Source organism: Methylobacterium marchantiae (genome assembly GCF_042679825.1).
GTDB classification, from domain to species: Bacteria; Pseudomonadota; Alphaproteobacteria; order Rhizobiales; family Beijerinckiaceae; genus Methylobacterium; species Methylobacterium marchantiae.
Genome location: NZ_JBHTND010000004.1, coordinates 105,434 through 119,123 on the forward strand (window position 1 = coordinate 105,434; position 13,690 = coordinate 119,123).

The window sequence follows — 13,690 nt, forward strand, 5'->3', positions numbered from 1 at the left end:
CCGCAAGTTTTTTCAGAATTCCTTCTTTGCAGGGGGATTGCCCGTCTGGTGCTCTGGTTGATGGCGGCGCTATCGTGCAAATGGCGGCATCCGGGGCCGGACGCCCGGCCGGATGGACGATGAGAAGCCGGATTTGCCGGTGGGTCGATGAAGAGGACGTGAGCGGATGTCGATGGGGTCTCTGGAGATCGGGTCTCGGCTCGATGCATGCCTCGCCCTTGCCGTGGCCGCCGATCCGGCTTTGGCCGATGTGGCCGCCGTCATCGCGGCCTGCGCCGAGGCGGCCGTCGATGTGAGCGAGGTCATCGGTCGCGGCGCCCTCGGAGGCGGCGACCTGGCCGCCCAGGGCGAGCAGAACAGCGACGGCGACGTCCAGAAGGCCCTCGACGTGCTGGCCCACGAGCGCTTCACCGAGGCTTTGCGCGGCGCGCCGGTGGCGGAGGTCGCCTCCGAGGAGGCCGAGGGCGTCATGCTCCTCAATGCGGGCGCCCCCCTGGCCGTCGCCATCGATCCCCTGGACGGCTCGTCCAATATCGGCGTGAACATGGCAGTGGGGTCGATCTTCGGCATCCGCCCCGTGGGATCGACGCCGGAGAACCCGATCGGCTCGTTCACGAGTCCGGGAACGGCGCAGCTCGCCGCCGGCTTCGTCACCTACGGCCCCGCGACCTCCCTCGTCGTCACCCTGGGCTTCGGCACGCAGATCTACACCCTCGACCGGGCCGAGCGCGTGTTCCGCCTCACCAGCCCCGCGATCGAGGTGGTGCCGGCCGCCAAGGAATACGCCATCAACGCCTCCAATGCCCGTCACTGGGACACGCCGGTGAAGGCCTACATCGAGGATTGCCTGGCCGGTTCCGACGGCCCCCTCGACAAGGACTTCAACATGCGCTGGCTCGGCTCCCTCGTGGCCGACGCGCAGCGGGTCCTCATCCGCGGCGGCGTGTTCCTGTATCCGGGCGACAACCGGAAGGGCTACGCCCAGGGGCGCCTGCGCCTTCTCTACGAGGCCGCCCCCATCGCCATGCTGATGGAGCAGGCCGGTGCCGCCGCCACCGACGGCGCCAACCGTATCCTCGACATCGGCGCGACCGGCATCCACGAGCGCGTTCCGCTGGTCTTCGGTTCGACCGAGGACGTGGCCGTCGTCGCCAAGTATTACGGCGGCCGCAATCCCGCCGCCGGCCGCTCGCCGCTCTTCGGCCAGCGCGGCCTGATGCGCGGCTGATCGGATACGGGCTGGAACCGGTCGGGCATCGTTCATGTCGGCGCGTCACCCCATCATCTCGGTCACCGGCTCGTCCGGCGCCGGCACGACCTCCGTGCGCAATACGTTCGAGCAGATCTTCCGCCGCGAGGATGTGAGCGCCGTCTACATCGAGGGCGACGCGTTCCACGCCCTCGATCGCAACGCCATGCGCAAGGCGATGGCGGAGGAGCCGACGCTCAGCCATTTCGCGCCCCGCGCCAATCTCCTGCCCGAACTGGAGGAGGTGTTCCGCTCCTACGGCGAGTCCGGCACGGGGCGGACGCGGCACTACGTCCACGACGCGGCCGATGCGCAGACCTACGGCGCCAAGCCCGGCACCTTCACCCCCTGGGAGGACTTCCCGCCGGGCTCGGACCTGCTGTTCTACGAGGGCCTTCACGGCTGCGTCGTCGACGACAATGTCGACATGGCCCGCTACGCCGATCTCAAGATCGGCGTGGTGCCGGTGATCAACCTCGAATGGATCCAGAAGCTGCACCGGGACCGCTCGTTCCGCGGCTATTCCACCGAGGCCGTCACCGACGTGATCCTGCGGCGCATGCCGGATTACGTGCAGACGATCTGCCCGCAATTCACCTGGACGGACATCAACTTCCAGCGCGTGCCGACGGTGGACACCTCCAACCCCTTCATCGCGCGCTGGATCCCCACCGCCGACGAATCGATGGTGGTGATCCGCTTCAAGGACCCGAAGGGCATCGATTTCTCCTACCTGATCTCGATGATCCAGGGCTCCTTCATGAGCCGGGCCAATTCCATCGTGATCCCGGGGGGCAAGCTCGACCTCGCGATGCAGCTCATCCTCACGCCGATCATCATGCAATTGGTGGAGCGCAAGCGCCGGCTCGCCTGAGAGGTGGACCCATGTCCGGGTGCCGGTGCCGCGCCCGGATCGGCGACTATGTAAGAGACATCTCGGTGACGAGACAGCCTGGAAGACGACACGCATGACCGGCCCCATCATCTCTCCCTCGATCCTCTCCGCCGATTTCGCCAATCTCGGCGAGGAAGTCCGCGCGGTGTCCGAGGCGGGGGCGGACTGGATCCATCTCGACGTCATGGACGGGCATTTCGTGCCCAACATCACCTTCGGCCCCGGCGTGGTGAAGGCTCTCAGGCCGCACAGCGCCAAGGTGTTCGACGTCCACCTGATGATCGCGCCCGCCGACCCCTATCTCGCGGCCTTCGCCGAGGCGGGGGCGGATGCGATCTCGGTCCATGTGGAGGCCGGCCCGCATATCCATCGCTCGCTCCAGACCATCCTCAACCTCGGCAAGCGCGCCGGCATCGCCCTGAACCCCGGCACGCCGGCCAGCGCCATCGAGCCGCTGATCGACATGGTCGATCTCGTCCTGGTGATGACGGTCAATCCGGGCTTCGGCGGCCAGAGCTTCATTCCCTCGACGCTGGAGACGATCGCCCGGATCAAGGCGATGAGTGCGGGCCGCGACATCGACATCGAGGTGGATGGCGGCATCACGCCGGAGAATGTCGGCCTCGCCGCCGCCGCCGGAGCCAACGCGTTCGTGGCCGGCAACGCCGTGTTCAAGGGCGGGCCGGCCGGATATGCCGAGCGCATCGCTGCGATCCGGGCGGGCGCGGGCGGCACCGTCGCATGTTGAAGGCGCTGATCTTCGACGTCGACGGGACCCTGGCCGAGACCGAGGACCTGCACCGGCAGGCCTTCAACCGGGCTTTCTCCGAGATGGGGCTCGACTGGCACTGGTCGCCCGAGCTCTATGCCGACCTCCTCACCGTCATGGGCGGCAAGGAGCGGCTCGCGCATTACGTGCGGACCGAGCATGGCGAGCCGGATGCCGGACGGCTCGCGCAGATGGGCGAGATCCACGACCGCAAGACCGCGCTCTACGGCCACCTCGTCACGCGGGGGGCGCTGGAGCTGCGCCCCGGCATCGCCCGCCTCGTCGGGGAAGCGAAGCGTGCCGGCCTGCGGCTCGCGGTGGCCAGCACCACGAGCCGCCCCAACGTCGATACCCTGGTGGCCGTCAACTTCCCCGAGGGCAGCCCGTTCGATGTCATCGCCTGCGGGGACGAGGCCGAGCGCAAGAAGCCCCATCCCGACGTGTTCGTACTGGCGCTGACGCGGCTGGGCGTGCGGCCCAGCGAGGCGATCGCCTTCGAGGATTCCGCCGCCGGCATCCGCTCGGCGCTGGATGCGGGCCTGCCCGTGGTCGCCACCCGCAGCCGCTATACCGGCGGCCACAGCCTGGAGGGCGCGTTCTCGGCGGTGTCCGACCTCGGCGAGCCGGAGGCGCCCCACCGGCACCTCGCGGGGGTCTCCTGGCCCGGCGGGATCGTCACCCTCGCGGCTTTGGCGGATTGGCACGATCGGGGCGAGGGCTGACGCCCTTCGCCGGGCGCGGGAACAGCGTCGCCCCGGCAACGAGGCCGAGGCAGGCGGTGAGAGCGAGCCGCCACCACGGCCGTCGAGCCTCGCCGTCCGGTGTGCCTGCCATCGTGCTGGACCTCGTCGGGGCCGCGAAAGGCCCCGCCGCACCAACGCCGGGGCGGAGTTCGCGTTGCCTCGGAGGAGTTCGCGTTGCCTCGATGCGCGGACCCGGCCTATAACCCGGCCCGATCCCGCTGCGGCGACGCATGCGCGCACTTCCGCTCCACCTCCGACACGACCCAAGGTCACGCCATGGCCGGCCATTCCCAGTTCAAGAACATCATGCACCGCAAGGGCCGCGTCGACGCGGTCCGCTCCAAGCTCTTCGGCAAGCTCGCCCGCGAGATCACGGTGGCGGCCAAGCTCGGCATGCCCGATCCGGCGATGAATGCCCGCCTGCGCGCCGCCATCATCGCGGCCCGGGCCGAGAACGTGCCCAAGGACAATATCGAGCGCGCCATCAAGAAGGCCTCCGGCGCCGATGCCGAGAACTACGAGGAGGTCCGCTACGAGGGCTACGGCCCCGGCGGCGTCGCCCTCATCGTCGAGGCGCAGACCGACAACCGCAACCGCACCGCCTCCGACGTGCGCTCGGCCTTCACCAAATCCGGCGGCAACCTCGCCGAGACCGGCGCCGTCGCCTTCCTGTTCGACCATGTCGGGATCGTCGCCTTCGACGTCTCCGTGGCCGATGCCGACACGATGCTGGAAGCCGCCATCGAGGCCGGCGCCGACGACGTGCGCTCCTCCGAGGACGGCCACGAGGTCACCTGTGCCCTCGATTCCTACGCCGAGGTCTCGAAGGCCCTGGAGGCCCGGTTCGGCGAGCCGCGCCGCACCGCCCTGGTGTGGAAGGCCCACGACACGATCGATGTCGACGACGAGACCGGCGAGAAGCTTGTCCGCCTCGTGGAGGTCATCGAGGACCAGGACGACGTCCAGAACGTCTACGTCAACTTCGCGCTGTCCGACGCGCTGATGGCCAAGCTCGAAGGCTGAGGCCGCACCGACCATCCCCCCTCTGCGGGGGAGGGTGGTCGCGGAGCGACCGCGAGAGGGGGCGATGCTTCCGGAGATGGCGCTCCCCTCATCCGACTTGGCTGGCGGGCGGCCATCGTCTCCCGCAGAGGCGAGAAGGACACGCGCACCACCGGCTCTCCACATACCTTCACCCCCGCGCGCAGAAAAGCGCCGGGGGCATGGCCCAAGAAACCCGACCCGAGAAACCCGACCCAAGACTCTCGACCCAAGCGAAGCCCCAAGAGGGGGACGCGGGACGCCGCGGAACCCATTGAGCGCTAGAATTGTTTGCCGGTCCCCCGGCGTCCCGTCAGGCTCCGGCGTTCCCGCCGGGGCCTGTTTCGCGTCGCGGTGTCTCCAGCGGTCCTCGCGTTGCGTCGCGCCACAGGTGGTCGTGTGCATCCCGACCCGGCTGACCGAACGGACTTTGCCCCGCACGCCCTCTCGTATTGGAGGGGCCGCAAACCTCATCTCGGCAGCCCAGACGGGGTCAGTGGCGGGGCATTTAACTCCCGACCTACCATGCCCTCATCCGAGCCCCAGACTATCGAGCCGCCGCCCGGGGCGATGGTGACCGACACCACCGACGCGGGCACCGCCCCACCGCCCTTCAAGCCCACCCGGTCGGTCACCGGGCGAGCCCCCTTCGATGGGCGGCAGGTGTGGGGATATAGGCATGGAATAGGAATTTTGTCAAGATTCCTTTGGTGTTGGGAGTTTCAGCGTTGGTCCTTCTTGGCCAGGGGTGTGGCGTCACTTGAGCGGCGGCATGGGGTGGATTTTGTGACCGTCCGTTTCTTGGCTGCCAGCGCATTGGAGCTGACGTTGAAAATCTGTGCCCGGCGGCGGCGCACCGGAAGGCGTCCTATGACGGCCAGGCTGGCGACAGAGAGGCTCGATCAAAGCGCCTTTCACGACCTGAACCCTCACCTTATTTGAACTCGCATTCTGTCAGGCAGGAGATGCTGCGGAACCCGCCAGCAATCCGCCATCGATATTGATCTCAGTCCCCGTCACGTAGGTGGCTTCGTCGGACGCGAGCGTAACTGCAATCGCGGCGACCTCTTCAGGCATGCCGAACCGTCGCAAGGGCGTATCGGCAACGAGCGTCCGCATTTTTGCTTCGCGATCAGGGCCGGTGCCAAGCATCGGCTCCCACATCGGGGTTAGGATCGCTGCGGGATGGATCGAGTTGCACCGGATGCTCCACCCCTGCTGCGCGCAATAGAGGGCAACGGTCTTACTGTGGTTCCGAATAGCCGCCTTCGATGAGGCGTAAGCCGCAGCGCCCGGGATACCGACGAGGCCGGAACGCGACGAAATGTTGATGATGGAGCCACGACCCTGTCGTTTCATCGCGCCGATCGCGTAGCGACAGCCCAGGAATGTGCCGTCGAGATTGACACGATGGACCTCTCGCCAATCGTCGAGGCTGGCGTGTTCGGGGTCGTGGGCGATCATGCCCTTCTCAAATCCGGTTACGCCGGCGTTGTTGACCACGACGTCGATCGCGGGGACGCGAGCAGCGAAGCGGAGCCAATCGGCTTCCTCACGGACATCGAGCCGCTGAAACTGGCATCCAATTTCTGCGGCCGTCGCCTCACCGGCGTCGGCATCAACGTCGGTGATAATGACGACGCCACCTTCGTGATGAAAGCGGGCCGCAATGGCGCGGCCGATGCCGCGTGCAGCGCCCGTAATGACGCACGTCTTTTCGGTCAGTCGTTGCATGTTATTCTCGATATCCAGTTCGCTCAGCGGATCGCGCCGATGGCGATATCAGCGCCGCCATTGGGCGACGCCGAATTTGGCGGCAGCGCGTCAGGCCAGCAGGAACCGTTCAAGCTGTGCCTGGAAAAATTCGGGGACTTCCTCGGCCACGAAATGCCCGCTGTGCTCGGCAATGACCGCCGTCAGGTTAGGGGCTCCTCCGTGCAGGGCGTCGGCGAGCTTGGATCCAACGCCGTATTGCCCTGCAATTGCCAGAACCGGCATCGGCAGGCGGCGGTCCGCGAAGGTCGTGACGAGGGCCGCGTCCGCCGGCAAAGCGCGGTAGTAGTTGAAGCCTGCAGTCATGCCGCCGGGCGACGCGTAATGCCGGGCATGCTCGGAAATCGCGTCTTCGGCGACCGCATCCTTCCGGTACGACCACGCCCGGATCTGTTCCCGAATGTAGGCCCGTTCGCGGCCGGCGGTCAGCATCTCCGGGACGTCCGGAGCCATGTGGAAACCGTAGTGCCATGCACCGCCACGCAAGGCGTCGGTGTTCTCGGTGCCTGGCACGAGACAATCGACCAGGACCAGCCGGGTGACGCTTTTGGGATAGAGGTGGGCGAGGACGAAGGCCGCCTTGCCGCCCATATCATGACCGACCACGGTTGCGCGCCCACCCGCCTCAAGCGCGATCAGGGCGCGGATGTCCTCAGCGATCGTGCGCTTGTCGTACCCCGATTGAGTTCGCTCGGAGAGCCCCAGACCCCTGAGGTCCGGGGCGATGACGGTGAAGCGGTCAGAAAATGCCGCCATGGTTGCCCGCCAAGCCGCCCAGGTCTGAGGCCAACCGTGCAGCAGCACCAGCGGGGGCCCCGATCCCGCGACCACGTAATGCAACCGGATGCCATTGAGCGTCGCGAAGCGACTGCTGGCTCCTGAAGGCAAAGCCGGAGGTGCGTCGGACGATGGCGAACGCGCGTCGTCCGCATTGGTCGCTGACGCCGTGCCGAGGGCGATCATGCTGCCGATGGCGGTCGACAAAAAGGTCCGGCGATCGTTTCGCATGGTGGTCTCCGCATCGGGGATCGGAGCGCACAGGGTTGGCCGGGGTCGACTCTACGTCTATGCGTCAGGTCGCTCTAGCTTCCATAACCAACAGTTATGCATGGACCTCGCCCTCGCCCTGCGCGCCTTCGTTCGGACGGTTGAGCGCGGTTCGATGACGGCCGCCGCTCGCGATCTCGGCGTGTCGCAACCGGCTGTCAGCAAGCTCGTCCGCAACCTCGAGGCGCATGCTCGGACCCGCCTGCTGGAGCGAAGCTCGCGCGCACTTAGCCCGACCACCCCGGGCCTTCGGCTCTACGAAGCGTCGCGTGGAGCCCTCGCCATGATCGACGCGGCGATCGAGGAAGCCCGCAACGAGACGGGCTCGCTCGACGGCCCCCTGCGTCTGCACGGCCCCGTCTGCCTCGGCGAGAGCCGGCTCCACGCCATCGTCGCCGATTTCCAAGGCTTGCATCCCGGAGTGTCGGTGCGCCTGACGCTGGAGAACCGGGCCGCCGACCTGATCCACGAAGGCTTCGACCTTGCGATCCGTATGGGCCGCCCGGTCGAGCAGAACGTGGTGATCCGCAGGATCGGCCTGATCCAACGCATCCTCGTGGCATCGCCAGCTTATGCCACGCGCTGCAAACCTGTCCTCGAACCGGGCGACCTGCTCGATCACGCCCTGTTCGTCAGCGATACCGTGCTGTCCCGCGCGGACGCGCTTCCGCTGTGCCGGGGCGGTAAGACCACGGATGTCACTGTCAAACCTGTCTTGACGACGAACAACGCCCAGGTTCTGATTAACGCGGTGCTGGCGGGGCGGGGCATCGGCACGGCGCAGGCTCAGCTCGTCGCGGCTGAACTGGCGGACGGGCGACTTGTCAGGGTCCTTGCTGACTACGAGATCCAGCCGACCGAATTGTACATCACCTATTCCTCGGCGCGTTTTCTGCGGCCGACCGTTCGATCCTTCGTCGACTTCGCGATTCCGGCCCTCCGACGTATAGACGGCATTCTCTAACACCGGTGACGGAGCCTCTTCTTGGAACCTATTCCAAGCCAAAATTGTCGGAAGACTGGCGAATGGCTGCTCTTGAGAGGCATCAAAGGCAGTCGGAATGCCTGAGTTGGGTCGATAGCAGCTACCGAACCAGCCTGATCGCGGACTGATAGACTACTGAGACCATTCCGCGGTGTCTGACATAGGATTCGCCCAACTCCCTGCATCGTAAATGACGCTCGTTCCGAGAGCGTCGGAGCAAACTGCGCGACGGCCAAGGCGCGTTCCGAGCCTTTGCCGCCGCACATCCCTCCCACAGGGGCATCCCCGGCAACGGCTTTCGCCTATGCTGCCGCATCCCAGCCGTTCACCGCGATCCAGGCCCCATGACCCCCATCCGCATCCTCGGCATCGATCCCGGCCTGCGCCGTACCGGCTGGGGGCTGATCTCCGTCGTCGGGGCGAAGCTCACTTACGTCGATTGCGGGGTGGTGACCTCGGACGGGGACCTGCCGCTGGCCCTGCGCCTGCGGGAACTGCACGAGGGCATCACCCGCGTGGTGGCGGGGTTCTCGCCCGACGAGGTCGCCGTGGAGGAGACCTTCGTCAACAAGGACGCGCAGGCGACGCTGAAGCTGGGACATGCCCGCGCCATCGCCCTGCTGGTGCCGGCTCTGGCGGGGCTTCCGGTCTCGGAATACGCCGCCAACCTCGTGAAGAAGACCGTCTGCGGCTCGGGGCACGCCGAGAAGGTGCAGATCCAGGCGATGGTGAAGTTCCTGATGCCCAAGGCCGAGTTCAAGACGGCGGACGCCGCCGACGCGCTCGCCATCGCCATCACCCATGCCAACCATCGCGGGGCGCATGCCCTGAAGAAGCTCCACGCCCCCGTCGCCGGGGTGAGCGGGCTCGCCGCGGCGCGGATCGCGGCGGCCCTGGCGAAGGGGTGAGCAGGCCCCTCTCCCCGCCCGCGGGGAGCGGCGGGGAGCCGTACCCGCCGCGCAGGCGGGCTACTGCGCCTTGAACTCGCCCTCCAGCCGCAGGCTCACCTCGTCGCCCACCGCGGGGAGGAAGGCGGAGACACCGAAATCCGAGCGCTTGATCACGGTGCGGCCGTCGAAGCCCACGGTGTAGCGCTTGTCGATGGGGTTGATGCCGGCCTGGTTGAAGGTGGCGTCGAAGGCCACGGGCTTGGCCACGCCCTTCAGGGTGAGGGTGCCGGAGATGCGGGCCGTGGTCGGGCTCGTCGGCTCCACCAGGGTGGCGGTGAAGGTGGCGGTGGGGAATGTCGTCGTGTCGAAGAAGTCCGGCCCCTGCAGGTGCCGGTTCAGGGCGTCGTTGAGGCCGTTGATGCTCGCCATGCCGATGGTGACGGACAGGCGGCTTTTCGCCGGGTCCTTCGGATCGAGATCGGCTTTCGCCGCCACGTCGGTGATCTGGCCGTAATAGGTCGAGTAGCCGAGATGGCTCACCGACCAGGTGATCTTGCCGTGGGCCGGATCGAGCACGTAGGCGCCGGCCTTCACCTGGGTCGGGTCGCTCGACGGGCCGGCATCCGCCGGCGTTTCCTGCGCATGGGCGGCGCCGGAGGCCAGAAGCAGGAGGGCGAGGAGGCGCGTGCGCGTCATGCGGTCACTTTCTCTGTGGCTGGTCGGACAGGAGGGCCGGTCCCTGGTAAGACCCTGCCTCTGATGACGAGATGATGCATGATCGGCAAGCTGAAGGGTGTGGTGGATTCCTACGGAGAGGATTTCGTGATCCTCGACGTGCAGGGCGTCGGCTACGTGGTGCATTGTTCCGCCCGCACGCTGCAGCGGATGCCGGGGGTCGGCGAGGCGGCATCCCTCGCCATCGAGACCTATGTCCGCGAGGACATGATCCGGCTCTACGGCTTCCGGTCCGATGCCGAGCGCGAGTGGTTCCGCCTCCTCCAGACCGTGCAGGGGGTCGGCTCCAAGGTGGCGCTCGGCCTGCTCTCGGTGATGGAGCCGGAGGCCCTCGCCACCGCCATCGCCATGGGTGACAAGACCGCCATCGCCCGCGCCCCCGGCGTCGGCCCGCGCCTCGCCGCCCGTCTCACCGCCGAATTGAAGGACAAGGCGCCGGCCTTCGCGCCCATCGACCCCGCCGTGCTCGCCCTGTCCGGCGCGGTACAGGACCGCACGGCGCCCCAGCCCGCCGCCGACGCGATCTCCGCGTTGGTCAATCTCGGCTACGCCCCGGTCCAGGCCTCCGCCGCGATCAGTGCCGCGATGAAGGGCGCGGGGGAAGGGGCGGAGGCCAAGACCCTGATCCGCCTCGGCCTGCGCGAGCTGGCGCGCTGACCACGCGTCGTCCGCGCATCTTGCGCATTCCTCCCATGCCGGTTAAGTTGTTGAGAATGCAGTAGATTTTAAAAGTTCTAAAGAGGCGCGCAAGTCGATGGCCGCAACGGGAAATCTGCCTCGTGCACGATTCTCTCTGGCCCGAGCGAAGCGTCCCGTCCCGTCCAGCGAGCTCACATGATCGTCTGTTCCTGTAATGTGTTGTCCGACGGTGCCGTCCGCGCCTGTCTGAAGGACGGGCCCGATTGCCCGCGGACCCCGGCGCAAGTCCATGCCTGTCTCGGCTGCAGCCCGAAATGCGGCCGCTGCGCCCGGACGATCCGCTCGATCATGCAGGCCGCCCTGCAAGGCGCTCTCGAGGAATCCATGTCGGGGGCCGGCCATGCGTGCGGAACGGGTTGCGCGAGCGGCTGTAGTTTGGTTCAATTCCAAACTGCGGAGGAGGGGATCGCCGCCTGAGGGCCTGTGCGAGGCCCCACGCTCCCCTTCGGGTCACGAATGACCCAATGGGAGTGCGTGTTATGAAGGGTGATGTGAAGGTCGTCGAGTACCTCAACCGAGGTCTCCGCAGCGAGCTGACGGCCGTGAGCCAGTATTGGCTCCATTTCCGCATGCTGAACGATTGGGGCTACATCGACCTCGCGAAGTTCTGGCGCAAGGAATCCATCGAAGAGATGAACCATGCCGACCGGTTCGTCGACCGGATTCTGTTCCTCGACGGGTTCCCCAACCTGCAGGAACTCGATCCGCTGCGCATCGGCCAGAATGTCGAGGAGATCATCGCCTGCGATCTCGCCGCCGAAACCGAGGCGCGCGCGCTCTATCTCGAAGCCGCGCAATATTGCGACTCGATCAACGACCGGGTCTCGAAGATCCTGTTCGAGGAGCTCGCCGCCGACGAGGAAGGCCATATCGACTTCCTCGAGACGCAGCAGAACCTCATCGCCCAGGTCGGCCTGCCGCTCTACGCGCAGAAGCATATCGGCGGCCTCGAAGCGATCGCGCCCGAGAAGGATTGAGTCGAAGGAAGACCCGCGGCGTCGAGGCGCCGCGGGATCCGTCAGGACTCGAATACGCCCCAGTAGGCCTCGCTCAAGGGAAGGGAGGCCTGAATGGCGGGCAGTTCGAGCGTTGAGTCCAGTCCTTCGATGAGACGGAAGCCGTTCCAGGTTCCCTCCAGACGGTCATAGACCTCCATGTGAGGCCGGTCCCGTGCCACGAGGACGTAGTGCTGCAGGGCCGGCAGCTGCTGGTAGATCCGCCATTTCTCGAAGCGGTCCCTTGCTTCGGTACCGGGCGAGAGCACTTCGATCACTACAGTGGGGTTGTCCACCGATGTGGCACCCGATTCGATGCCGCCGCAGACGACGAGGACATCGGGCAGCATAGCTGCGTCGAGGGAACGGCTCTTCATGTAGAACGTCTCGGCGAAGGTCTGGCAAGAGGACCCTTTCGCGCGGAAGCCCTGATGCAAGTGGCTCGCGATGTTCTGCACGATTCGCCCGTGCTCCCAGCGGGCGCCGACCATCATCCGCACGACGCGGCCGCCGATCAGCTCCCAGCGCTCGTTGCGTGGCTTGTCGGCCAGCAGCTCCTCGAAATCGTCGAGAGCCATCGTCTCGAAGAGCTGTGAGGCGTCACCCATCGCGAACCCCTTGCAGCGGCCGAGTGCCGCCGATGGCGCAGTGTAGCGCGCCGGGCGGCGTTGTGCGACATCGGGCCGAACGCCGATCCACCGGAGCAGGCCCCGTGCCGGGCCCCGACCGAGAGCCCGTGTGAGCAAGCTTCCGAAATCCCCGGCCAAGGCGCCGAAATCTGCCACCCTGCACCCGCTGCCGGAATCGCTTCTGACGCCCGAGCGCCTGCCGGACGATGTCGAGCAGTCGATCCGCCCTCTCAGCCTCGCCGAGTTCATCGGTCAGCGGGCGGCGCGCGCCAACATGCAGATCTTCATCGAATCGGCGAAGAAGACCGGCTCGGCCCTCGACCACGTCCTGTTCGTCGGGCCGCCGGGCCTGGGCAAGACCACACTGGCGCAGATCGTGGCGCGCGAGCTCGGGGTGAACTTCCGCTCCACCTCCGGCCCGGTCATCGCCAAGGCCGGGGATCTCGCCGCCCAGCTCACCAACCTGGAAGAGCGCGACGTGCTCTTCATCGACGAGATCCACCGCCTCAACCCGGCGGTGGAGGAAATCCTCTACCCGGCCATGGAGGATTACCAGCTCGATCTCATCATCGGCGAGGGACCGGCGGCGCGCTCGGTGAAGATCGAGCTGCCGAAATTCACCCTGGTCGGCGCCACCACCCGCGCGGGCCTCCTCACCACGCCGCTGCGCGACCGGTTCGGCATCCCGATCCGCCTCGAATTCTACGATGTCGACGAGCTCGAACTCATCGTCACCCGCGGCGCGCGGGTGCTCGGCATCGGCATGTCGGCGGAGGGGGCCAACGAGATCGCCAAGCGGGCGCGCGGCACGCCGCGCATCGCCGGACGCCTGCTGCGCCGGGTGCGCGACTTCGCCATCGTGGCCGATGCCCCCACGGTGACGCGGGCCATCGCCGACCGGGCGCTCCAGCTCCTCGACGTGGACCCGGCCGGCCTCGACGTGATGGACCGCAAGTACCTCACGATGATCGCCGGCTCCTTCAACGGAGGGCCGGTGGGGATCGAGACCATCGCGGCGGCGCTGTCCGAGCCGCGCGACGCCATCGAGGACATCATCGAGCCGTTCCTGATCCAGAAGGGCTTCGTCCAGCGCACCCCGCGCGGCCGCATGCTGACGCCGCACGCCTACAGGCATATGGGATTCGCAGAGCCGAGGCGCGATCCGGGCCCGCAATTCGGGTTGTTCGTGGCGGGCGATCCCGATGAGTGAGGCGGTGGGTGCCGTTCGCGCCCTCCTCTC

General features: G+C 67.1%; 15 protein-coding genes. 11 read left to right on the forward strand and 4 right to left on the reverse strand.

Going from position 1 to position 13,690, the window contains the following annotated elements; genetic code table 11:
• Positions 1 to 166: 166 nt before the first annotated feature.
• From ACFQ4G_RS04450 to ACFQ4G_RS04470, 5 genes are all read left to right on the forward strand, one after another.
• Positions 167 to 1,228 carry a class 1 fructose-bisphosphatase gene (locus tag ACFQ4G_RS04450; protein ID WP_238203983.1) on the forward strand — a complete coding sequence of 354 codons (1,062 nt, stop codon included), beginning with the start codon at positions 167 to 169 and terminating at the stop codon, positions 1,226 to 1,228.
• Between the two features lie 34 nt (positions 1,229 to 1,262).
• Positions 1,263 to 2,123: a phosphoribulokinase gene (locus tag ACFQ4G_RS04455; RefSeq protein ID WP_238203981.1), complete on the forward strand. Its 861-nt coding sequence runs from the start codon at positions 1,263 to 1,265 to the stop codon at positions 2,121 to 2,123.
• Positions 2,124 to 2,217: 94 nt separating this feature from the next.
• Positions 2,218 to 2,892, forward strand: a complete 675-nt coding sequence (gene rpe, locus ACFQ4G_RS04460) for a ribulose-phosphate 3-epimerase (RefSeq protein ID WP_238203973.1) — start codon at positions 2,218 to 2,220, stop codon at positions 2,890 to 2,892.
• Entirely contained in the window at positions 2,886 to 3,635 is a 750-nt protein-coding gene (locus tag ACFQ4G_RS04465) for an HAD-IA family hydrolase (protein WP_238203970.1), read from the forward strand. Before rpe ends, ACFQ4G_RS04465 begins: the two co-directional genes overlap by 7 nt.
• A 297-nt stretch (positions 3,636 to 3,932) precedes the next feature.
• Positions 3,933 to 4,679, forward strand: coding sequence for a YebC/PmpR family DNA-binding transcriptional regulator (locus ACFQ4G_RS04470; RefSeq protein ID WP_238203968.1), 747 nt, complete (start codon positions 3,933 to 3,935; stop codon positions 4,677 to 4,679).
• Between the two features lie 972 nt (positions 4,680 to 5,651).
• Here the strand turns inward: ACFQ4G_RS04470 and ACFQ4G_RS04475 are convergent.
• Both ACFQ4G_RS04475 and ACFQ4G_RS04480 read right to left on the reverse strand, forming a co-directional pair.
• Positions 5,652 to 6,431 (reverse strand): SDR family oxidoreductase, encoded by a 780-nt coding sequence (locus tag ACFQ4G_RS04475; protein WP_238204345.1) that lies wholly within the window; start codon positions 6,429 to 6,431, stop codon positions 5,652 to 5,654.
• Positions 6,432 to 6,521: 90 nt separating this feature from the next.
• Positions 6,522 to 7,478 (reverse strand): alpha/beta fold hydrolase, encoded by a 957-nt coding sequence (locus ACFQ4G_RS04480; protein ID WP_238204343.1) that lies wholly within the window; start codon positions 7,476 to 7,478, stop codon positions 6,522 to 6,524.
• A 100-nt stretch (positions 7,479 to 7,578) separates the two neighbouring features.
• Between ACFQ4G_RS04480 and ACFQ4G_RS04485 the strand changes: the two genes are divergently transcribed.
• Positions 7,579 to 8,481, forward strand: a complete 903-nt coding sequence (locus ACFQ4G_RS04485; protein WP_238204342.1) for a LysR family transcriptional regulator — start codon at positions 7,579 to 7,581, stop codon at positions 8,479 to 8,481.
• Positions 8,482 to 8,846: 365 nt separating this feature from the next.
• Positions 8,847 to 9,410: a crossover junction endodeoxyribonuclease RuvC gene (gene ruvC / locus ACFQ4G_RS04490; RefSeq protein WP_238204340.1), complete on the forward strand. Its 564-nt coding sequence runs from the start codon at positions 8,847 to 8,849 to the stop codon at positions 9,408 to 9,410.
• 60 nt (positions 9,411 to 9,470) lie between these two features.
• On the opposite strand, the gene ACFQ4G_RS04495 is transcribed toward ruvC, so the two are convergent.
• Complete coding sequence (locus ACFQ4G_RS04495; protein ID WP_238204338.1) at positions 9,471 to 10,088, reverse strand: YceI family protein; 618 nt, start codon at positions 10,086 to 10,088, stop codon at positions 9,471 to 9,473.
• Between the two features lie 78 nt (positions 10,089 to 10,166).
• On the opposite strand from ACFQ4G_RS04495, the gene ruvA reads away from it, so the two are divergent.
• The 3 genes from ruvA to bfr all read left to right on the forward strand — a co-directional run bounded on the left by ruvA (position 10,167) and on the right by bfr (position 11,803).
• Positions 10,167 to 10,784 carry a Holliday junction branch migration protein RuvA gene (ruvA, locus tag ACFQ4G_RS04500; protein ID WP_238204336.1) on the forward strand — a complete coding sequence of 206 codons (618 nt, stop codon included), beginning with the start codon at positions 10,167 to 10,169 and terminating at the stop codon, positions 10,782 to 10,784.
• Positions 10,785 to 10,961: 177 nt separating this feature from the next.
• Positions 10,962 to 11,243, forward strand: a complete 282-nt coding sequence (locus ACFQ4G_RS04505; RefSeq protein WP_238204334.1) for a (2Fe-2S)-binding protein — start codon at positions 10,962 to 10,964, stop codon at positions 11,241 to 11,243.
• A 62-nt stretch (positions 11,244 to 11,305) separates the two neighbouring features.
• Complete coding sequence (gene bfr, locus ACFQ4G_RS04510; RefSeq protein WP_019906792.1) at positions 11,306 to 11,803, forward strand: bacterioferritin; 498 nt, start codon at positions 11,306 to 11,308, stop codon at positions 11,801 to 11,803.
• 41 nt (positions 11,804 to 11,844) lie between these two features.
• Here bfr and ACFQ4G_RS04515 read toward each other — a convergent pair whose 3' ends face one another.
• Positions 11,845 to 12,429: a Uma2 family endonuclease gene (locus tag ACFQ4G_RS04515; RefSeq protein WP_238204333.1), complete on the reverse strand. Its 585-nt coding sequence runs from the start codon at positions 12,427 to 12,429 to the stop codon at positions 11,845 to 11,847.
• 178 nt (positions 12,430 to 12,607) lie between these two features.
• Here ACFQ4G_RS04515 and ruvB point away from each other — a divergent pair, with 178 nt between their 5' ends.
• Entirely contained in the window at positions 12,608 to 13,660 is a 1,053-nt protein-coding gene (gene ruvB, locus ACFQ4G_RS04520; RefSeq protein ID WP_379039810.1) for a Holliday junction branch migration DNA helicase RuvB, read from the forward strand.
• The last annotated feature ends 30 nt before the right edge of the window (positions 13,661 to 13,690 follow it).

Coding starts and splice junctions, on each gene's coding strand:
- ruvA (WP_238204336.1), top strand. CDS start 10,167: ATGATCGGCAAGCTGAAGGGTGTGGTGGATTCCTACGGAGAGGATTTC.
- ACFQ4G_RS04470 (WP_238203968.1), top strand. CDS start 3,933: ATGGCCGGCCATTCCCAGTTCAAGAACATCATGCACCGCAAGGGCCGC.
- ACFQ4G_RS04465 (WP_238203970.1), top strand. CDS start 2,886: ATGTTGAAGGCGCTGATCTTCGACGTCGACGGGACCCTGGCCGAGACC.
- ACFQ4G_RS04515 (WP_238204333.1), bottom strand. CDS start 12,429: ATGGGTGACGCCTCACAGCTCTTCGAGACGATGGCTCTCGACGATTTC.
- ACFQ4G_RS04455 (WP_238203981.1), top strand. CDS start 1,263: ATGTCGGCGCGTCACCCCATCATCTCGGTCACCGGCTCGTCCGGCGCC.
- ACFQ4G_RS04505 (WP_238204334.1), top strand. CDS start 10,962: ATGATCGTCTGTTCCTGTAATGTGTTGTCCGACGGTGCCGTCCGCGCC.
- ACFQ4G_RS04475 (WP_238204345.1), bottom strand. CDS start 6,431: ATGCAACGACTGACCGAAAAGACGTGCGTCATTACGGGCGCTGCACGC.
- rpe (WP_238203973.1), top strand. CDS start 2,218: ATGACCGGCCCCATCATCTCTCCCTCGATCCTCTCCGCCGATTTCGCC.
- ruvC (WP_238204340.1), top strand. CDS start 8,847: ATGACCCCCATCCGCATCCTCGGCATCGATCCCGGCCTGCGCCGTACC.
- bfr (WP_019906792.1), top strand. CDS start 11,306: ATGAAGGGTGATGTGAAGGTCGTCGAGTACCTCAACCGAGGTCTCCGC.
- ACFQ4G_RS04480 (WP_238204343.1), bottom strand. CDS start 7,478: ATGCGAAACGATCGCCGGACCTTTTTGTCGACCGCCATCGGCAGCATG.
- ACFQ4G_RS04495 (WP_238204338.1), bottom strand. CDS start 10,088: ATGACGCGCACGCGCCTCCTCGCCCTCCTGCTTCTGGCCTCCGGCGCC.
- ACFQ4G_RS04485 (WP_238204342.1), top strand. CDS start 7,579: ATGGACCTCGCCCTCGCCCTGCGCGCCTTCGTTCGGACGGTTGAGCGC.
- ACFQ4G_RS04450 (WP_238203983.1), top strand. CDS start 167: ATGTCGATGGGGTCTCTGGAGATCGGGTCTCGGCTCGATGCATGCCTC.